This window comes from Mesorhizobium sp. M1088 (assembly GCF_040318575.1).
GTDB lineage: Bacteria > Pseudomonadota > Alphaproteobacteria > Rhizobiales > Rhizobiaceae > Mesorhizobium.
The window spans coordinates 47,630-66,371 of the sequence record NZ_JAMYMO010000006.1 but is presented as its reverse complement, the minus strand read 5'-3'; the positions used below and the strand labels follow the sequence as shown (position 1 = coordinate 66,371).

Genomic DNA, 18,742 nt, shown 5'->3' with positions numbered 1-18,742 from the left:
GGTTTTTCTTTGGCTGGCAGATGAAAGAGCAGCGAAAACCTGAAGCCGTGGCATCAGCGGAAGGACAAACCGGCTTCCACTTCCGGACTCGACTCATGGTCTAGGCAGGCGATACAGAGGGGCCGTAAACCGAGGCGTTCGGGAAAACCGCGTCATGAGCAAAAAAACCCTGATCGCGCCATCGGTGCTGGCTTCCGATTTCTCGAAGCTCGGCGACGAGGTCGAGGCGGTGGCGGCCGCCGGCGCCGACTGGATCCACCTCGACGTCATGGACGGGCATTTCGTCCCGAACATCACCTTCGGGCCACCGGTGATCAAGGCGATCCGCAACCGCACCAAGGCTTTCTTCGACTGCCATCTGATGATCGCCCCGGCCGACCCCTATCTGGCCGCCTTCGCAGAGGCCGGCTGCGATGGCATCACAGTGCACGCCGAAGCCGGGCCACATCTCGACCGGTCGCTGCAAACGGTCAAAAACCTTGGCAAGAAGGCCGGCGTGTCACTCAACCCCGCGACACCGGAGACGATGATCGAATACGTGCTCGACCGGCTCGATCTTATCCTGATCATGACGGTCAATCCGGGCTTCGGCGGCCAGGCCTTCATTCCGGCGATCGTAGACAAGGTGAAGCGGGTGAAGGCGCTGATCGGTGACAGGCCGATCCGGATCGAGATCGACGGCGGCATTTCGCCGGAAACTGCGCCCCTGGTCACCGCCGCCGGCGCCAGCGTGCTGGTCGCCGGTGCGGCCATTTTCAAGGGCGGCAGCGTCGCAGCCTATCGGGCAAACATCGAGGCAATCAGGGCAGCGGCGGACAAGGCGGCCGGCTGACCGCCGCCGTCCGGCCGGAGACAGCCGCTCGGGGGAACTTTTGAGCAACCATCTGTTCGATGCTTTCCGTGCCCGGATGCCCACGCCCGGACGCCTTTTGATGGAGGCAGATGACGGGAGCTCGATCAGCTATGGCGAAATGCTGGCGCGCTCCGCTCAACTGGCACATGTGCTGTCGCAGCTGGGCGTCGAAGCCGGCGACCGCGTCGCCGTTCAGGTCGAGAAGAGCCCGGAGGCCATTTTCCTTTATCTCGCTTGCCTGCGTGCCGGCGCGATCTTCCTGCCGCTCAACACCGCCTATACGCTGACCGAGCTCGACTATTTCTTCAGGGATGCCGAACCACGACTGATCGTCTGCGACCCGGCGCGAGTGACCGAGATCGGCGTTTTGGCGCAGGCCTCGGGCGCTGCGGTCGCGACACTCGGCAGCAAGGGCGAGGGTTCGTTGACCGATCGCGCCTCCGAGACGGCCGTGGACTTCCACGACGTGGCGCGCGGACCGGACGACCTTGCTGCGATCCTCTACACATCCGGCACCACCGGCCGTTCGAAAGGCGCCATGCTCAGCCACGAAAACCTCGCCTCCAATGCGCGGGTGCTGGTCGACCTCTGGCGCTTCACTGCCGCAGACGTGCTGATTCACGCGCTGCCGGTTTTCCACACGCATGGCCTTTTCGTCGCCACCAATGTCGTCCTGATGGCCGGCGCCTGGATGCTGTTCGAAACCAAATTCGACCCGGCCCGCATCGTCTCGCTGCTGCCGCGGGCCACCGTGCTGATGGGCGTGCCGACATTCTACGTCCGCCTGCTGCAGCAGGACGGTTTGAACCGGCAAGCGGCGAAAAACATCCGCCTGTTCATTTCCGGCTCGGCGCCGCTTTTGGCCGAGACGCACAGAGCCTGGCGAGAGCGCACCGGCCACGCCATCCTCGAGCGCTACGGCATGACCGAGACCAACATGAACACGTCGAATCCTTATGATGGCGAGAAGCGTGCCGGCACGGTCGGGTTTCCCCTGACCGGCGTTTCCCTGCGCATCACCGACCCCGAGAGCGGCGAAACACTTGCCAAGGGCGATGTCGGCATGATCGAGGTGAGGGGTCCCAATGTCTTTTGCGGCTACTGGCGCATGCCGGAAAAGACCAAAGCGGAGTTCCGTGACGACGGTTTCTTCATCACCGGCGATCTCGGACTGATCGATGCTGACGGCTATGTCCACATCGTCGGCCGCGGCAAGGACCTGATCATTTCCGGCGGCTACAATATCTATCCAAAGGAAGTCGAGAGCGAGATCGACGCTCTGCCTGGCGTCGCCGAAAGCGCTGTCATCGGCGTTGCCCATCCGGATTTCGGCGAAGGCGTCACCGCTGTCGTGGTGAGGGCGCCAGGCTCGACCATCAGCGCCGCAGCGATCGTCGAGGCCATCGCCGGGCACCTCGCCAGGTACAAGCATCCGAAACGGGTGATCTTCGTCGACGAACTGCCGCGCAACACGATGGGCAAGGTGCAGAAGAACCTGCTGCGCGAAGCCTACAAGGACCTCTATACGTCCAAAGCCGGCCAACCCTGACAAGCAGGGCTGCCTGCAAAAACCCTGGCACCATCGATCCAGACGCTTTTAATGTCCAGATCGTCCGACAGCGAAACGATGTTGGCCGCGGTACCGTTGGCGAAGCGCCCGAGCCGGTGCGACTGGCCGATCGCCTGCGCCGGATAGAGCGAGGCCATGCGCAAGGCTTCGTCGAGGTCGAGGCCGACGACGCGGTGCATGAAGCGCACTGCGGAAATCATGTCGAGATCCGCGCCCGCCAGCGTGCCGTCGGCAAGTGTCAGCCTGCCATCCTTGCGGTGGATGGTGCGGCCGTTCAGCGTGAACGAGGTCATGTCGGTGCCGATCGTCGCCATGGCATCGGTAACGAGCAGGATCTTGCCCGGCCCCTGCTTGGCGCGCAAGGCGATGGCCATGGTGGCCGGATCGACATGGATACCGTCGGCGATGATGCCGGCATAGAATGTGCCTGTATCGATTGCGGCGCCCGCCAGCCCCGGCTCGCGATTGCCGATCTGGCTCATCGCATTGAACAGATGGGTGACCACCGTTGCGCCGGCCTCGGCAAAGGCGCGAGCCGTGGCATAGCCGGTATCGGAATGGCCGATGCTGACGACAATGCCGGCCTTGCTAAGCGCCGACACCTGGCTGGGCTCGACGGATTCGGGCGCCACCGTCGTCAGCAGCACGGGCAGGTTTTTCCGTGCGGCGATCAGCATCGTCTGGTCGGAGTCTAGCATCGGCCGGATCAAACCCGGGTCATGTGCGCCCTTGCGGGCGATCGACAGATGCGGCCCTTCGAGGTGCAGGCCCAGGAACCCCGGCACCTTCCTCCGTGCCGCTTCGGCTCCGGCCGCAACCGCCGCGGCGGTGATCTCGGACGTGTCGGTGATCAGCGTCGGCAACAGCGCCGCCGTGCCGAAGGGTGCGTGCGCCCGGCAGATGGTCTCGATCGAGGCGACGTCCGGATGGTCGTTGAGCATGACGCCGCCGCCGCCATTGACCTGCAGATCGACGAAGCCAGGCGCCAGCATGCCGCCGCCGGTCTCGATACGCGCAACATCGGATGGAATGGCACCGGCGGCAACAATGGCCTCGACGAGGCCGTCGCGCACGACAAGCGCCGCATTGTCGTGCCAGTCGTCGCCATCGAAAATCCGGGCGCCAGTAAGGGCAAAACGGTCGCTCATAGGGTTTCCGTTACCTTGCGCAGATTGGGCGGCGTGTCGGGGTCGAGGCCGCGATGGCGGGCAAAAGCCTCGACGAAACCATAGAACGACACGATCAGCGTCAGCGGGTCGGTCAGCGGATGACCGGTTGCGACATGCGGCAGGCGCTGAGCGCTCTTTGCCTTGTTCGACGTCACAAAGACGGCAGCGCCCTTGCCGGCCAGGCTGTCGGCGGCATCGGCCACCGATGGCTCGGACGCATCGCGAGCAGCCAGCGCCAGCACCGGGAAACCGGGACCGACCAGCGCCAGCGGGCCGTGCATGACCTCGGCGGCACTATAGGCTTCCGCATGCATGGCGCAGGTTTCCTTGAATTTCAGCGCCGCCTCGTTGGCGATCGCCGCCGACGGGCCGCGACCGAGAATGAACAGCGACTTTTGCGTCTCCAGCGCCCCGGCCAGCGCCATCCAGTCGCAGGCGATCGCCTTGCGAAAATGCTCCGGCAAGCGCGCGAGCGCCACCAGGAGTTTCTCGTCGCCGGTGCAATGCGCCATCAAGGCGAGTCCGGCGACGGCTGAATTGACGAAGGTCTTCGTCGCCGCGACGCTGCGCTCCGGTCCGGCCAGGATGTCGATCGCGTAGTCCGAAGCCCGCGCCAGCGGCGAATCGGCGGTGTTGGTGATGGCGACGGTCAGCGAACCGCCGGTCCTCGCCGCTTGCGCCATTGCAACGATGTCCGGGCTCTTGCCGGACTGCGAGATCGCCAGGCAGGCCGAGCCGCCCAGCTTCAGCTTGGCGCCATAGATCGAGGCGATCGACGGGCCGACCGATGCAACCGCCAGCCCGGCGGTCAACTCCACGGCATATTTCATGAAGGTCGCGGCATGGTCGGACGAGCCGCGCGCCACGGTGACGACGAAATTCGGGTCGCGCTCGCGAATGCCGCGTCCAGCTTCCGTCAGCACCGCGGCCGAGCCATCGAGCAGACGGGCGGTGGCCTCCGGGATCTCCTCGATCTCGCGCCGCATATGGGTCGTTGTCGCGGTCATGGCCGGCCCTCTTCGCCCGGCCCGCTCAGCCGGAGTTCGGCGACAAAATCATAGGCGTCGCCCCTGTAGATGGAGCGGGTAAACTCGATCACCTTGCCGCTCGCCAGATAGGAGATACGCTCGATGTGCAGGCCGGCAATGCCCGGCGGCACTTCCAGCAGCTGTGCGTCGCTATCGCCGAGATTGGTGGCGGAAATGCGCTGCACCGCCCGCACCGGCCTGTTGCCGGTCTTTTCCAACGCGGCGTAGAGCGACGAACCAATCGCCGCCGGATCGGGCAGCACGCTTGTCGATAGCGAGGCGCGCTCGATCGCCAGCGGCGTGTCGTTGGCGATACGAAGGCGCGCCACGCGCGCCACCAATTCGTTCGACGCCAGGCCGAGCACCATCATCTCGTCGGGCGACGGCGGATAGAGGCCGCGGTCGAGCCAAGCCGAACGCACCGCCATGCCGCGCCGTGCCATGTCCTCGGTAAACGAGGTCAGCATCGACAGCGACTGCTCGACGCGCTCCATACGTGGCGCAACGAAGGTACCGGAACCATGGCGCTGGACGAGGATGCCGCCCTTGACCAGGTCCTGCACCGCCTTGCGCACGGTGACGCGCGAAATGTCGGCCTTGCTAGCGATGTCGCGCTCGGAAGGCAGCGCATCGCCAGGTCCGATCAGCCCGCGTTTGACCGCATCCTCGATACTCTTCCTGAGCTGTAGATAGAGCGGCGCGCCACTCTGCGACGATTGTTTCAGCGCCGCGAATATCTGGTCGGCGGCCTCACTCATCGAGCTGCCTCCGCCGTGTTTGCGAAAATCCGAGCCGCCATCTGAACCGCGCCGCCCAGCGCGTCGTCGAGCGGCGGTTTCAGCAGCGCCCGGTAGCGGGCCGACAGGCGCGGCGCGTAAAGCGGCGCCAACCCGCCGAGCAGGCAGAGCCGATCGCCGCCGCCCAGGTCGAGCACGCCAAGCGCTGCTTCGACATCGGCGACCGCCTTGTCGAGGATCCAGATAGCGACGACGTCGCCTTTTTCGGCATGTTCGAACACCTTGGGCGCGAAGCCGCCGAAATCGCCGGGCTTGGCGTTGGTGGTGAATTCGACCAGATCCTCGGGATTGTTGCGGAAGATGGCGAGCATGGTCTCCGTCAGCGGTGATCCCTGGCGGATGCCGTCATAGGCGAGCAGCGTCTGCTCGAGCAGGTCGCGGCCGATACGGGCGCCGCTGCCCTGGTCACCGACCTGGAACCCCCAGCCGCCGATGGCGCGCGACTTGCCTTGTTTGCGTGCCATATAGGCGGTGCCCGTGCCGAGTATGGCCATGGCGCCGTCGCCGGAGCCAACCGCGCCTTCCAGCGCGATCTCGGCGTCGGTCTCGACACGGCTGATGCGAAACGGCAGGATTGCTTCGAGCTGCTGCCGGTAGGTGCCGACATTGGCGCCGGCAAGACCGAGAACGGCCGGAGTTTGCGGGATCAGTGCGGGATCCCTGCCCGCGGCGACAAAGGCCTGCTGCGCTGCGTCGACGATATTCGTCCTGGCGCCGGTGAGATCGGTTCGGATGTTGGCGGCGCCGCTTTTGGCGCGGCCGAGGACGATGCCGTCGGCCGTTGCAAGGGCCGCCCTGCAGCTGGTGCCGCCGCCATCGATGCCGAGCACGAATTTCACGCGATTTCTCCTCCGGGCGGATAATACCAATAAAATACCAATAGCCAAGGATTAATTTCCGTTTCAAAAAAGTTAAGGCGTAGTTTGTTGGAAAATCAACCGATTTCGTTCGCATGCCTGCACTGCCGCAAGGATTTCATTAATGCGTGTGGACAAGTGGTATTTTTTTGGTATGGTTTTCTCGATTGGAGGAAAGCGGATGGCCGAAACGCGCACCGAAGCGCTTCACCAGAATGCCGAGGGACTGGATATCCAGGCCCCGGAAGCCGTCCTTTCCTCTTTGGCCAACGCACAGATTGAGGCCGCCAAGGCCGTGCACGGCGCCATTCCTGCCATTGCCGCGGCAGCCGAAATCATCGCAAGCAGACTGAAAAGCGGCGGCAAGCTCGCCTATGCGGCTGCCGGCAGTTCGGGCCTGATGGCACTGGCCGACGCGCTTGAGCTGCCGGGCACTTTCGGCATCCAACGCGACCGCATCGCCATCCTGATCGCCGGCGGCGACGAGGCCTTCAAGACACTGGCCGGCGGGCCGGAGGACGACACCGAGGAAGCTTCGGCAGCAGTTGCCGCCGCCCGTATCGGCAAGGGCGACTGCCTGATCGCCGTCTCGGCCAGCGGCTCGACACCTTATGCAGTCAGGGCGATCGAGGACGCCAGGCGCCGCGGTGCGGCGACCATTGCCATCGCCAACAACAGGGATGCGCCGCTGTTGCGGCTGGCCGACATCGCCATCCTGCTCGAAACGCCGCCGGAGCTGATTGCCGGCTCAACGCGCATGGGCGCAGGCACCGCCCAGAAGATCGCGCTCAACATGCTGTCGACGCTCGCCGCCATCCATCTCGGCCATGTCCATGACGGCTACATGGTCAACCTCATGGCCGACAACATCAAGCTGCGCGACCGCGCCGCACGCATCGTCGCCGCCGTCAGCGGGCGCGACAAGGACGAGGCGGCGCGCCTGCTCGAAAGGAGCGGCGGCGTCGTCAAGACCGCTATTCTGCTCGCCGCCGGCGCCGCCAGCGCCGATGCAGCCGAGAAGATATTGGAAGGGACTGGCCACAAGCTGCGGCCGGCCCTTTCCGCGATCGAGGGGAGCAAGGGGCGCAATGCCTCTGTTCTCATCAAAACCGAACCTGAAAAAGGTCAACAGGGAGACTGAGCATGACAACGAAGCTACTGACGGCACTTCTTCTCGGCACCAGCATTCTCGGCTCCGCCGGGGTGGCTTATGCCGACGACGTAACGCTCAACATCGAAAGCTGGCGCGGCGACGACCTTGCCATCTGGAAGGACAAGCTGATCCCGGCCTTCGAAGCCAAGAACCCGGGCATCAAGGTGGTGTTCGCGCCGTCGGCGCCGACCGAATATGACGCCGCCCTCGGCGCCAAGCTCGCCGCCGGCTCGGCCGGCGACCTGATCACCTGCCGCCCGTTCGACAAGTCGCTGGAACTCTTCAAGAAGGGCAACCTCGCCGACATCTCGACCCTGCCCGGCATGGAGAACTTCTCCGACGTCGCCAAGGCTGCCTGGCAGACCGACGACGGCAAGTCGAGTTTCTGCGTGCCGATGGCCTCCGTCATCCATGGCTTCATCTACAACAAGGACGCCTTCGACAAGCTCGGCATCAAGGTGCCGGAGACGCGCGACGAATTCTTCGCCGCGCTCGACAAGATCAAGGCCGACGGCACCTACATCCCGATGGCGATGGGCACCAAGGATCTCTGGGAAGCGGCGACCATGGGCTACCAGAACATCGGCCCGAACTACTGGAAGGGCGAGGAAGGCCGCCTGGCGCTGATCAAGGGCGAGCAGAAGCTGACCGATCCGCAGTGGGTCGAGCCCTTCAAGGAACTGGCCAAGTGGAAGGACTACCTCGGCGACGGCTTCGAGGCGCAGACCTATCCGGACAGCCAGAACCTGTTCACGCTCGGTCGCGCCGCCATCTACCCGGCCGGCTCGTGGGAGATCGGCCTGTTCAACACGCAGGCGCAGTTCAAGATGGGCGCCTTCCCGCCGCCGGTGCAGAAGGCCGGCGACACCTGCTACATCTCCGACCACACCGACATCGGCATGGGCCTCAATGCGGCCTCGAAGAACGCGGATGCGGCCAAGACCTTCCTGTCCTGGGTGGCCTCGCCGGATTTCGCCACCATCTACGCCAACGCGCTGCCGGGCTTCTTCAGCCTGAACAACACCCCGGTGAAGATGGAAGACCCGCTGGCCCAGGAATTCGTCTCCTGGCGCGGCAAGTGCAAGTCGACGATCCGCTCGACCTACCAGATCCTGTCGCGCGGCACGCCGAACCTCGAAAACGAGACGTGGGTTGAATCGGCCAACGTCATCAACGGCACCGACACGCCGGAAGCTGCCGCCAAGAAGCTGCAGGACGGCCTCGACAGCTGGTACAAGCCGGCGAAGTAAAGCGCGGCGAAGCGTTGTCTCCCCCCTCGAGGGGGAGATGTCGCCGAAGGCGACAGAGGGGGTCGGTCGAGGCAGACTGCGGCTTGATCGCTGCTGGAAAGCACGGTCGAACGACGATGGCGTGCTCCTCTGCCGACCCCACCCGCCTCGCTTTGCGAGGTACCCTCCCCTCGAGGGGGAGGGAGGCGCCGCGCCCTTTGGCGGCAATAGCAAGACCTGATCGGCGGGGACCGAACGCATGGCCGCAGCACCGAAAAGACCGTTCCGTTGGCATATCGGCGTTTTCCTGGCGCCGGCGCTGCTGGTCTATACGGCGATCATGATCCTGCCGCTGGCCGGCACGCTGCAGCTGTCGCTGTTCCGCAACATCAACCAGTCGCAGGTCTTCGTCGGACTGGAAAATTTCCGCATGCTGTTCGGTGATCCCAACTGGTCGGTCAATTTCTGGAACGCGCTCAGGAACAATGTCTGGTTCTTCATCATCCACATGCTGGTGCAGAACCCGATCGGCGTCCTTTTGGCCGCACTTCTGTCCAGCCCCAGGCTACGGTTTTCCGCCTTCTACCGCACGGCGATCTTCGTGCCGACGATCCTGTCTTTCGTCATCGTCGGCTTCGCCTGGAAGCTGATCCTGTCGCCGCTATGGGGCGTGGCGCCGCATATGATGGACCTTGTCGGCCTGAAAAGCCTGTTCACGCCCTGGCTCGGCAAGGCGCAATATGCGCTGACCGCGCTCAGCCTGATCTCGGTGTGGCAGTTCGTCGGCATCCCGATGATGCTGATCTATGCGGCACTGCTGTCCATTCCCGAAGAGGTGATCGAAGCGGCCGAATGCGACGGCATCACTGGGATGGCGCAGTTCTGGAAGATCAAGCTGCCGCTCATCCTGCCGTCGATCGGCATCATCTCGATCCTGACCTTCGTCGGCAACTTCAACGCTTTCGACCTGATCTACACCGCGCAAGGCGCGCTGGCCGGGCCGAACTATTCAACGGATATTCTCGGCACCTTCCTCTACCGCGCCTTCTTCGGTTTCCAGCTGCAGGTCGGCGATCCCAACATGGGCGCGGCGATCGCCACGATGATGTTCCTGATCATCCTCGGCGGCGTCTGCGTCTATCTGTTCCTCGTACAGACGCGCTTGCGTCGCTACCAGTTTTAGGGGAGCGCGACCATGAGCACCGCAACCCGCTCGCTGCCCCGCACCATCGGCGCGCATGCGATCCTTCTGACCTACACCGCAATCGCGCTTTTTCCGGTCATCCTCGTGATCATGAATTCGTTCAAATCGCGCGCAGGGATTTTCGGCGCGCCGCTGACGCCGCCGACGCCAGGGACCTTCGACCTGATCGGCTACACCACGGTGATCGGCCAGGGCGATTTCATCCACTATTTCCAGAACAGCCTTGTCGTCACCGTCGCCTCGCTGTTCTTCGTGCTTTTGTTCGGCGCCATGGCTGCCTTCGCGCTGTCGGAATACCGCTTCCGCGGCAATTCGCTGATGGGGCTCTATCTGGCGCTCGGCATCATGATCCCGATCCGCCTCGGCACCGTCGCCATCCTGCAGCTGATGGTGGCGAGCGGGCTGGTCAACACGCTGACGGCGCTGATCCTGGTCTACACGGCGCAGGGCCTGCCGCTTGCCGTCTTCATCCTGTCGGAATTCATGAAGCAGGTCTCCGACGACCTGAAGAACGCCGGCCGCATCGACGGGCTATCGGAATACACCATCTTCTTCCGCCTGGTGTTGCCGCTGGTCAGGCCATCTATGGCAACGGTCGCCGTCTTCACCATGATCCCGATCTGGAACGATCTGTGGTTCCCGCTGATCCTGGCGCCGTCGGAGGAAACCAAGACGGTGACGCTCGGCGCGCAACTGTTCCTCGGCCAGTTCGTCACCAACTGGAATGCCATCCTGGCGGCACTGTCGCTGGCGATCATGCCGGTGCTGATCCTCTACGTCATCTTCTCGCGGCAGCTGATCCGCGGCATCACTTCGGGAGCGGTCAAGTGAGTGAGGGTCGGGACGCGATCAGTCGAGGCCTCACCGAGTCGGCAATCCGCCACAGATTCCGCGGCGTTCGCAAAACAAACTATTATCGCGAATGGCCGGAAACGGTCTGTCTGCTTAACCTTCAGAAGTCTGCCTGGGGACCGCAGTTCTATCTCAATGCAGCTGTCTGGCTGACTCGGTTCGGGATCGAGCGTCGACCGAAGGAATACAACTGTCATATCGTCTGGCGTGTCAACTCCCTGATGGTTAGCGAGCAATCCAAGGCATTCACCGAGGCGCTGGATCTGGATCGTCCGTTGCCGGACGACCGGAGGTCTTCTCTGATCAAAGAGGGAGTCGATACATACGGGTTCGGACTTCTGGCACGTTGTGAAAGCGAAAAGGCTGCTCTGCAGATCGCCAGTGAGTATGGATCGAGTATTAGGATGGACCTGAAAGCCCGCGCTCTACTAAAGGCAAACTGAAATGGACCAACCCCTTCGCGTTGTCATCGCCGGCCTCGGCAATATGGGGCGCAGCCATGCGTTGGCGTATCACACCAATCCGGGATTCCAGATCGCCGCGCTGGTCAACCGCTCCGATGTGCCGCTGCCGGAAGGGCTTTCGACCTACGCCATCCGGCGTTCCTTCGACGAGGCGCTACGCGACGAAAAGCCCGATGTCGCCTGCATCGCCACCTATTCCGACAGCCATGCTGACTATGCCGTCAAGGCGTTCGAGGCCGGCTGCCACGTCTTCCTCGAAAAGCCGCTGGCAACCACCGTCGCAGATGCAGAGCGCGTCGTCGCCGCCGCCAAGGCCAACGGCAAAAAAAAGCTGGTGATCGGCTATATCCTGCGCCACCATCCGTCCTGGATCAGGCTGATTGCCGAGGCGCGGAAGCTCGGCGGCCCTTACGTGTTCCGCATGAACCTCAACCAGCAATCCTCCGGACATACCTGGGAGACGCACAAGCAGTTGATGCAGACGACGTCGCCGATCGTCGATTGCGGCGTGCATTATCTCGACGTGATGCTGCAGATCACCGACGCCAGACCAGTCGAGGTGCGCGGTATGGGACTCAGGCTGAGCGACGAGATCGCGCCGTCAATGTACAATTACGGTCATCTGCAGGTGCTATTCGACGACGGTTCGGTCGGCTGGTACGAGGCCGGCTGGGGGCCGATGATTTCGGAGACGGCTTTCTTCGTGAAAGACGTGATCTCGCCCAATGGCTGCGTGTCGATCGTCATGAAGGAGGGTGTCAGGTCCGACGACATCGACACCCACACCAAGACCTCGACCATCCGCCTGCATAGTGCGGCGACCGGCGCCGACGGCAAGTTCGCGAAACCGGACGAAATGCTGTCGATGCAAGGCGAGCCCGGCCATCAGGACCTCTGCGACCTGGAACAGGCGTTTGTGCTGAAGGCGATCCGCGAGGATCTGGACTTGACCCGCCACATGGACGACGCGGTGAAGTCGCTCGCCGTCTGCCTTGCCGCAGACGAGAGCGTGCGCAGCGGCCTCGCCGTGAAACTCTAGAACAGGGACGAAGCCGTGGGCTCGCTGAACATCGAGAACGTGAAAAAAGCCTTCGGGCCGGTCGAGGTGCTGAAGGGCATCAACCTCGAGGTGACGGATGGCGAGTTCGTCGTCTTCGTCGGTCCATCCGGCTGCGGGAAGTCGACGCTGCTCAGGGTCATTGCCGGGCTGGAGGACTCGACCTCGGGCCGCGTGGTGATCGACGGGGCGGACGTCTCCGCCACGCCGCCGGCCAAGCGCGGTATCGCCATGGTGTTCCAGACCTATGCGCTCTATCCGCATCTGACTGTGAAGAACAATATGGGCCTCGGCCTCAAGCAGGCGGGCACGCCGGCGGCCGAGATCGACCGCCGCATCGGCATCGCTTCCTCGATGCTGTCGCTGGAGCCCTACCTCTCGAGGCGGCCGGCCGAGTTGTCCGGCGGCCAGCGCCAGCGCGTCGCCATCGGCCGCGCCGTGGTGCGTGAGCCCAAGCTTTTTCTGTTCGACGAGCCGCTGTCGAACCTCGACGCCGCACTGCGCGTCAACACCAGGCTGGAGATCGCGCAATTGCATCGCCGGCTGAAGGCCACGATGATCTATGTCACCCACGACCAGGTCGAGGCGATGACACTGGCCGACAAGATCGTCGTGCTGAACGCGGGAAAGATCGAGCAGATCGGCGGACCGATGGAGCTTTACAATTCGCCGGCAAATGAATTCGTCGCCGGCTTCATCGGCTCACCGAAGATGAACTTCGTCGACGGGGCCAGGCTTGGCGAGACGGCCAAGACCATCGGTGTCCGCCCCGAGCACCTGACCGTCGATCCGAAATCCGGCGCCTGGAAAGGCACGGTCGTCCATGCCGAGCACCTTGGCGCCGACACCAATCTCTATCTCGACTGCGAGAAGGCCGGCTTGATCACAGTGCGCATCTTCGGCGTCTATAACGCCGAACCGGGTGCCACGCTCTACGCGACGCCGGATCCGGCAAAGACATACCGGTTTGGGGCCGATGGGAAGGTGCTGAAATAGCGCAGGTGCCGACTCCCCTTCTCCCCTTGTGGGCTAGCGTGCGCACACCTCTCCGAAGCCGATGTGTGCGCACGCTAGCCCCCAGGGGAGAAGGCAAAGCGGCGCCTACAAATCCGCCTTGAACGTCTGCTTCTGGATGCCCAGCCCTTCGATACCGAGCTCGACCACGTCGCCGGGCTTCAGGAAGACCGGCGGCTTCATGCCGAGGCCGACGCCGGGCGGCGTGCCGGTAGAGATGATGTCGCCCGGGTGCAGCGACATGAACTGGCTGAGATAGGAGACGAGATAAGCGACGCCGAAGACCATGGTCTTGGTCGAGCCGTTCTGCATGGTCTTGCCGTTGACCGTCAGCCACATCGGGATGTTCTGCGGGTCCTTGATCTCGTCCTTGGTCACCAGCCACGGGCCGATCGGCCCGAACGTGTCGCAGGACTTGCCCTTGGTCCACTGGCCCTGGCGCTCGGCCTGGAAGGCGCGCTCGGAGACGTCGTGCGCGACGCAATAGCCGGCGACATAATCCAGCGCCTCGGCCTCGGTGACATACTTCGCAGTCTTGCCGATCACCACGCCGAGCTCGACCTCCCAGTCGGTCTTCACCGAGCCGCGCGGGATCAGCACGTCGTCGTTCGGCCCGACAATAGCCGAGCTTGCCTTCATGAAGATGATCGGCTCCGGCGGCACGGTGGCGCCGGTTTCGGCAGCATGGTCGGAATAGTTGAGACCGATGCAGATGAATTTGCCGGTGCCGGCGACGCAGGCGCCGATGCGTGGCTTGCCGGAAACCGCCGGTAGCGTTTTCGGATCGAGCTTCGACAATGTCTCAAGCGATGCCGGATCGAGCGTCTTGCCGGCAATGTCGGTGACATGGGCGGAGAGGTCGCGGATCGTTCCATCCGCATCGAGCAGGCCGGGGCGTTCGCTCCCCGCCTCGCCATAGCGCAGCAGTTTCATGCAGTTTTCTCCCAGTTGCGACCAGAGGCCGTTTGCAAACTCGCTCCGCTGCGGCGAATGGCGTGGGTTTCGAGAACCGGAGCGGAGCGTACTTAAAGTACGTGAGCACCGGAAGCGCAGAAAGCCGCGTCAGGCGCCCGGCGGAGTAGGGTTTTCAAATGGCCTCTTAGATCGACCAGCCACCGTCGATATTATAAGCCTGCCCCGACGTATAGGTGGCGCCGGCCAGATAGACGGCGAGGTCGGCGATTTCCTCGGGCGTGCCGAGGCGGCCCATCGGCTGGCGGGCGATGAAGGCGGCGCGAGCTGCTTCGTAGTCGCCCTGCGCATGCATGCGGTCCTGCAGCGACGGGCTTTCGACCGTGCCCGGACAGATCGCATTGCAGCGTATGCCCTTGCCGATATAGTCGGCGGCGACCGACTTGGTCAGGCCGATGACGGCTGCCTTGGTTAGGCCATATACGAAGCGGTTCGGCACGCCCTTGGTCGAACTGGCCAGCGAGGCCATGTTGATGATCGAGCCGTCGCCGCGCTCCAGCATGCCGGGCAGCACGGCGCGGATGGTGCGGATCATCGAGCGGACATTGAGATCATAGGCAAAGTCGAGATCGCCGTCCTTCATCTCGAGGATCGAGCCGGAATGGACGAAGCCGGCGCAGTTGAACAGCACGTCGACGGCGCCGATCTCGGCAAACGCGGCGTTCACCGCCTCGTCGTTCAGCACGTCGAGCTTGCGGGTCTTGATACCGGGCGTCTTGCCGAGGTCGGCGAGCACCACCTCGTTAATGTCGGTGGCATGGACGACGGCGCCGGCCTTGGCGAACGCCAGCGCGCTCGCCCGGCCGATGCCTTGCGCCGCCGCCGTGACGACAACGACCTTGCCTGTCAGATCCGCCATGCTTCTCTCCTCGCCCGTCTGTGATCGTTCGGCTTTTTACCGGCATTAGGCCGGGGCGCAATGTGCCAGCCGGGCACTACCATCCCGCCTGTTTCGATATTCGCCTGCCGGCCAAATGTTTTTTCTCGGTAAAGAACATTTGTTGGCCCGTCAAGCCCGGACGTCCCTCCGGGACACTCAGTCGCCGTAGGGCACCCAGACGTTCTTGACCTCGATCGCACGGCGCAGCAAGGCATCGCCGGCTGCTTCGTTCGAGGGCCAGTCGAGGCTGTGGCCGTTGCCGGTCCAGACGCGTTTGAGATTGCCGATGGACTCGGCCTCGGCCTTGGCGCAAGTCTCGGCGTCGGCGAACACCCAGAGCCCGTCGACATCGTCATGCTTGGCCAATACGCCGGCAAGCTCGGCGCTACGGCCGGTGACGATATTGATGGCGCCTGCCGGAACGTCGGAATATTCGATGACCTGGTAGAGGTCGGTGGCAAGCAGCGGGTATTTTTCGGATGGCACTGCGACTACGGTGTTGCCCATGGCAAGCGCCGGCGCCACCAGCGAGATCAGGCCAAGCAGAGGCGCATTATCCGGCGCGATGATGCCGACGACGCCGACTGGCTCGTGCAGCGCCAATGTGACGGCGCGGGCCGGCGGCTGGTGGACGCGGGCCTCGAATTTGTCGGCCAAGCCGGCATAGAGGAAAAGGCGCTCGATCGACAGCGCGACCTCGTCACGCGCCGCCTTGGCGGTCGCGCCGGTGAGCTGGGTCAAACGGGCGGCAAACTCGTCTGCGCGGCCGGAAAGGTTTTCGGCCACGTAGTAGAGTACCTGGCTGCGGTTGTAGGCGGTCGCCTCCGGCCACGACTTGCAGGCGCGCGCGGCCGCGACGGCGTCACGGATATCCTTGCGGTTGCCGAGACCGATCTCGCCGGCAAGCTTGCCCTTGGCGCTGGCGATGGCGAAGGAATAATTGCCGTCCGGCCGGACCTGCTTGCCGCCGATGAACAGCTTTGCCGTGCGGTCGATGGCGCCACCTTCCGCCTGCTCGACAGGTCGGGCCGAAGACGTTGCCGGTTTGATGATCGGGCCGAGCGGCAGTTTTGCCGAGAGATATTCGAACATGCCCTCGCGCCCGCCTTCGCGGCCAAAGCCGCTCTCGCGGTAGCCGCCAAAGCCGCAGGAGGCGTCGAACATATTGGTGCCGTTGACCCAGACGACGCCGGCCTTCAATTGCGGCGCGACGTGCAGGGCAAGATTGATGTTCTCGCTCCACACCGAAGCGGCCAGGCCATAGCGTGTGTTGTTGGCGAGCTCGATCGCTTCCTCGGTGTTGCGGAAGGTCATAGTGGCGAGCACCGGCCCGAACACCTCTTCCTGTGCCAAGATGTTAGCCGGCGAAACACCGGTCGCCAGCGTTGGCAGATGGTAATAGCCCGCGGCGGGCAGTGCCGAGTCCGGCTGCCAGCAGATCGCGCCCTGCTTGGCGCCTTCGGCGATCAGGCCCTTGACGCGATCGAGCTGAGTCAAATCGACCAGCGGGCCGATATCGGTGTTCTTGTCGAGCGGACTGCCGATGCGCAGCCGGCTCATCCGCGTCTTGACCTTGGCGATGAAGGCGTCGGCGATGCCTTCTTGCACCAGAAGGCGCGAGCCGGCACAGCACACCTGGCCCTGGTTGAACCAGATGCCGTCGACCAGACCCTCGACGGCGCTGTCGAGGTCGGCATCCTCGAAAACGACGAATGCCGACTTGCCGCCAAGCTCCAGCGACAGTTTTTTGCCCGAGCCGGCAGTGGCCTTGCGGATGATCTTGCCGACCTCGGACGAACCGGTGAAGGCAATCTTCTGGACGCCGGGATGGTTGACGATGGCTGCGCCCGCCTCCGGCCCGCCCTGGACGATGTTGACGACGCCCTTCGGCACGCCGGCGCGTCCGCAGATCTCGGCAAACAGGATCGCGGTGAGCGGCGTGAATTCCGCGGGTTTGAGCACCACGGTGCAGCCCGCAGCGAGCGCCGGCGCGATCTTCCAAGCGAGCATCAAGAGCGGGAAGTTCCACGGGATGATCTGGCCGACGACGCCGACGCCCTTGTGGCCGGGAAAATCCCTGTCCAGCGCCTGCGCCCAGCCGGCATGATGGATGAAATGGCGGATCGCCAGCGGCACGTCGATGTCGCGGCTTTCGCGGATAGGCTTGCCATTGTCGATCGATTCCAGCACCGCGAACAGCCGTTGGTGGCGCTGCATGGCGCGGCCGATGGCATAGAGCACTTTGGCTCGGCTGTAGCCGGTGCTGGCGCTCCATTTCGGCAGCGCTTTTGTGGCCGCCGCAACCGCCGCGTCGATATCGGCGGCACCGGCATCCGACACCTTGGCCAGCAGCTTTCCCGAGGACGGATCGCTGGTGTCGAAGGTTTTGCCTCCGCTGGCTGCCTTCCAGTCGCCGCCGATAAACAGCGCTTTGCCGAAATCCCGCGCGGCAAGCCACGCATCCGCCTCGTTGCGCGCCTCCGGCGCCGGGCCGTATTCCATGGCGTGATAGCGTTCGAGAATGTTCATGGCGCGCTCCGAATCACGCCATCGCGTGGCGATGATTGGCCGAGTAGTGGCCGGTCAGATGATGCTCGAGCTGGCGCTCGATGTCGGTCAAAAGGCTCGATGCTCCGAAGCGGAACAGCTCCGGCTCCAGCCACGGCCGGCCCAGTTCTTCTTTCATCAGCACCAGCCAGTCGAGCGAGGCTTTTGCCGTGGAAATGCCACCGGCCGGCTTGAAGCCGATGAGATAGCCGGTTTCCTCGAAATAGGCGCGGATGGCGCGCACCATGGCAAGGCCGACCGGCAGCGTCGCGTTGACGCTTTCCTTGCCGGTCGAGGTCTTGATGAAATCTGCACCCGCCATCATCGCCACCATCGAGGCGAGCATGACGTTGCGCAGCGTCGCGAGGTCGCCGGTGCCGAGGATCACCTTCAGATGGGCCTCGCCGCAAGCGGCGCGCATCGAGACAATCTCGTTATAGAGCTCCTGCCATTTCGCCCCGAATACCAGGCCGCGCGGGATGACGACGTCTATCTCGTCGGCGCCGTCGCGGACCGATGCTTCGATCTCTTGCAGGCGCGTAGAAAGCGGTGCAAGGCCATGCGGGAAGGCGGTCGAAACGGCGGCGACATGGACGCCGCTGCCGCGCAGCGCTTCTACGGCGGTGGCGACGAAGGGATGATAGACGCAGACCGCCGCCGGGCGGATCTTTTCACCAGTAATGCCCAGCCCCTCGACGACGTCGCGGCGGAACGGGTTGACCGCCTTGGCACAGAGCCTGCGCACGCGCTCTTCCGTGTCGTTCGAGTTCAGCGTCGTCAGGTCCATGCAGGCGACGGCGCGCAGCAGCCAGGCGGCCTGGTTATCGGCCTTTATCGAGCGTCTTTTGGTCAGGCTGGCGACGCGGCGTTCCAGCGCCGAGCGGTTGACGCCGCGCATCGATTCCATGAAGCCGAGATCGAGCCTCATGCCGGGATTGCGAGCAATGCCATGGGCTTGCGGGATTGGTGCATTGGCGGCGGCGCGCGCCGGCAGCGGCGTGACCTTCGATGTGCCGACGTCGGTTTCGCGGATTGTGCTGCTCATCTCCTGCCCCTTGTTCAGCGACTTATGCCGAAGATAGACCGTGAAGCAGCG

General features: G+C 63.9%; 17 protein-coding genes. 9 read left to right on the top strand and 8 right to left on the bottom strand.

All coding sequences use genetic code 11. The annotated features are described in order from the left end of the window. Nucleotides 1–154 precede the first annotated feature (154 nt). Nucleotides 155–832 (top strand): ribulose-phosphate 3-epimerase, encoded by a 678-nt coding sequence (gene rpe, locus NKH49_RS09880; protein ID WP_352472804.1) that lies wholly within the window; start codon nucleotides 155–157, stop codon nucleotides 830–832. Between the two features lie 40 nt (nucleotides 833–872). Continuing rightward, nucleotides 873–2,402: a malonate--CoA ligase gene (locus NKH49_RS09875; protein WP_352614237.1), complete on the top strand. Its 1,530-nt coding sequence runs from the start codon at nucleotides 873–875 to the stop codon at nucleotides 2,400–2,402. On the opposite strand, the gene nagA is transcribed toward NKH49_RS09875, so the two are convergent. The 4 genes from nagA to NKH49_RS09855 are packed head-to-tail and all read right to left on the bottom strand — an operon-like array spanning nucleotide 2,375 to nucleotide 6,256. Then, nucleotides 2,375–3,571, bottom strand: a complete 1,197-nt coding sequence (gene nagA / locus NKH49_RS09870; RefSeq protein WP_352614238.1) for an N-acetylglucosamine-6-phosphate deacetylase — start codon at nucleotides 3,569–3,571, stop codon at nucleotides 2,375–2,377. The two genes, NKH49_RS09875 and nagA, sit on opposite strands and share 28 nt — an antisense overlap. Next, on the bottom strand, nucleotides 3,568–4,599 hold the full coding sequence (locus tag NKH49_RS09865) for an SIS domain-containing protein (protein ID WP_352614239.1): 1,032 nt from the start codon (nucleotides 4,597–4,599) through the stop codon (nucleotides 3,568–3,570). The genes nagA and NKH49_RS09865 overlap by 4 nt, the downstream gene beginning before the upstream one ends. Then, complete coding sequence (locus NKH49_RS09860; protein ID WP_352472800.1) at nucleotides 4,596–5,378, bottom strand: GntR family transcriptional regulator; 783 nt, start codon at nucleotides 5,376–5,378, stop codon at nucleotides 4,596–4,598. The genes NKH49_RS09865 and NKH49_RS09860 overlap by 4 nt, the downstream gene beginning before the upstream one ends. Continuing rightward, nucleotides 5,375–6,256 carry a glucosamine kinase nucleotide-binding domain-containing protein gene (locus NKH49_RS09855; protein ID WP_352614240.1) on the bottom strand — a complete coding sequence of 294 codons (882 nt, stop codon included), beginning with the start codon at nucleotides 6,254–6,256 and terminating at the stop codon, nucleotides 5,375–5,377. Before NKH49_RS09855 ends, NKH49_RS09860 begins: the two co-directional genes overlap by 4 nt. A 199-nt stretch (nucleotides 6,257–6,455) precedes the next feature. On the opposite strand from NKH49_RS09855, the gene NKH49_RS09850 reads away from it, so the two are divergent. The 7 genes from NKH49_RS09850 (at nucleotide 6,456) to NKH49_RS09820 (ending at nucleotide 13,229) form a co-directional block, all read left to right on the top strand. After that, complete coding sequence (locus NKH49_RS09850; protein WP_031212743.1) at nucleotides 6,456–7,415, top strand: N-acetylmuramic acid 6-phosphate etherase; 960 nt, start codon at nucleotides 6,456–6,458, stop codon at nucleotides 7,413–7,415. 2 nt (nucleotides 7,416–7,417) lie between these two features. Then, on the top strand, nucleotides 7,418–8,677 hold the full coding sequence (locus tag NKH49_RS09845) for an ABC transporter substrate-binding protein (RefSeq protein WP_352449606.1): 1,260 nt from the start codon (nucleotides 7,418–7,420) through the stop codon (nucleotides 8,675–8,677). Between the two features lie 238 nt (nucleotides 8,678–8,915). Further along, nucleotides 8,916–9,839, top strand: a complete 924-nt coding sequence (locus tag NKH49_RS09840; RefSeq protein ID WP_023718922.1) for a carbohydrate ABC transporter permease — start codon at nucleotides 8,916–8,918, stop codon at nucleotides 9,837–9,839. A gap of 12 nt (nucleotides 9,840–9,851) precedes the next feature. Beyond that, nucleotides 9,852–10,691 carry a carbohydrate ABC transporter permease gene (locus tag NKH49_RS09835; RefSeq protein WP_023718923.1) on the top strand — a complete coding sequence of 280 codons (840 nt, stop codon included), beginning with the start codon at nucleotides 9,852–9,854 and terminating at the stop codon, nucleotides 10,689–10,691. Then, complete coding sequence (locus NKH49_RS09830) at nucleotides 10,688–11,155, top strand: DUF4304 domain-containing protein (RefSeq protein ID WP_352614241.1); 468 nt, start codon at nucleotides 10,688–10,690, stop codon at nucleotides 11,153–11,155. Before NKH49_RS09835 ends, NKH49_RS09830 begins: the two co-directional genes overlap by 4 nt. A 1-nt stretch (nucleotide 11,156) precedes the next feature. After that, on the top strand, nucleotides 11,157–12,215 hold the full coding sequence (locus NKH49_RS09825) for a Gfo/Idh/MocA family protein (protein WP_352614242.1): 1,059 nt from the start codon (nucleotides 11,157–11,159) through the stop codon (nucleotides 12,213–12,215). 15 nt (nucleotides 12,216–12,230) lie between these two features. After that, the gene (locus NKH49_RS09820) at nucleotides 12,231–13,229 is read left to right on the top strand and encodes an ABC transporter ATP-binding protein (RefSeq protein ID WP_352527632.1); all 999 of its coding nucleotides are present in this window, start codon (nucleotides 12,231–12,233) and stop codon (nucleotides 13,227–13,229) included. A 105-nt stretch (nucleotides 13,230–13,334) separates the two neighbouring features. Here the strand turns inward: NKH49_RS09820 and NKH49_RS09815 are convergent, their stop codons facing one another. From NKH49_RS09815 to deoC, 4 genes are all read right to left on the bottom strand, one after another. Next, nucleotides 13,335–14,180: a fumarylacetoacetate hydrolase family protein gene (locus tag NKH49_RS09815; RefSeq protein WP_023677125.1), complete on the bottom strand. Its 846-nt coding sequence runs from the start codon at nucleotides 14,178–14,180 to the stop codon at nucleotides 13,335–13,337. A gap of 166 nt (nucleotides 14,181–14,346) precedes the next feature. Beyond that, nucleotides 14,347–15,078 carry an SDR family oxidoreductase gene (locus tag NKH49_RS09810; protein WP_352614245.1) on the bottom strand — a complete coding sequence of 244 codons (732 nt, stop codon included), beginning with the start codon at nucleotides 15,076–15,078 and terminating at the stop codon, nucleotides 14,347–14,349. A gap of 177 nt (nucleotides 15,079–15,255) precedes the next feature. Then, nucleotides 15,256–17,628, bottom strand: a complete 2,373-nt coding sequence (locus NKH49_RS09805; RefSeq protein WP_352614246.1) for an aldehyde dehydrogenase family protein — start codon at nucleotides 17,626–17,628, stop codon at nucleotides 15,256–15,258. Nucleotides 17,629–17,641: 13 nt separating this feature from the next. Beyond that, nucleotides 17,642–18,691: a deoxyribose-phosphate aldolase gene (gene deoC / locus NKH49_RS09800; RefSeq protein ID WP_352614247.1), complete on the bottom strand. Its 1,050-nt coding sequence runs from the start codon at nucleotides 18,689–18,691 to the stop codon at nucleotides 17,642–17,644. Nucleotides 18,692–18,742 lie beyond the last annotated feature (51 nt).

What these genes read in the sequence shown, in the direction of transcription:
- NKH49_RS09840 (WP_023718922.1), top strand. Translation starts at nt 8,916, where the DNA reads ATGGCCGCAGCACCGAAAAGACCGTTCCGTTGGCATATCGGCGTTTTC.
- NKH49_RS09845 (WP_352449606.1), top strand. Translation starts at nt 7,418, where the DNA reads ATGACAACGAAGCTACTGACGGCACTTCTTCTCGGCACCAGCATTCTC.
- NKH49_RS09835 (WP_023718923.1), top strand. Translation starts at nt 9,852, where the DNA reads ATGAGCACCGCAACCCGCTCGCTGCCCCGCACCATCGGCGCGCATGCG.
- NKH49_RS09810 (WP_352614245.1), bottom strand. Translation starts at nt 15,078, where the DNA reads ATGGCGGATCTGACAGGCAAGGTCGTTGTCGTCACGGCGGCGGCGCAA.
- NKH49_RS09860 (WP_352472800.1), bottom strand. Translation starts at nt 5,378, where the DNA reads ATGAGTGAGGCCGCCGACCAGATATTCGCGGCGCTGAAACAATCGTCG.
- nagA (WP_352614238.1), bottom strand. Translation starts at nt 3,571, where the DNA reads ATGAGCGACCGTTTTGCCCTTACTGGCGCCCGGATTTTCGATGGCGAC.
- NKH49_RS09850 (WP_031212743.1), top strand. Translation starts at nt 6,456, where the DNA reads ATGGCCGAAACGCGCACCGAAGCGCTTCACCAGAATGCCGAGGGACTG.
- NKH49_RS09805 (WP_352614246.1), bottom strand. Translation starts at nt 17,628, where the DNA reads ATGAACATTCTCGAACGCTATCACGCCATGGAATACGGCCCGGCGCCG.
- deoC (WP_352614247.1), bottom strand. Translation starts at nt 18,691, where the DNA reads ATGAGCAGCACAATCCGCGAAACCGACGTCGGCACATCGAAGGTCACG.
- NKH49_RS09815 (WP_023677125.1), bottom strand. Translation starts at nt 14,180, where the DNA reads ATGAAACTGCTGCGCTATGGCGAGGCGGGGAGCGAACGCCCCGGCCTG.
- NKH49_RS09865 (WP_352614239.1), bottom strand. Translation starts at nt 4,599, where the DNA reads ATGACCGCGACAACGACCCATATGCGGCGCGAGATCGAGGAGATCCCG.
- NKH49_RS09825 (WP_352614242.1), top strand. Translation starts at nt 11,157, where the DNA reads ATGGACCAACCCCTTCGCGTTGTCATCGCCGGCCTCGGCAATATGGGG.
- rpe (WP_352472804.1), top strand. Translation starts at nt 155, where the DNA reads ATGAGCAAAAAAACCCTGATCGCGCCATCGGTGCTGGCTTCCGATTTC.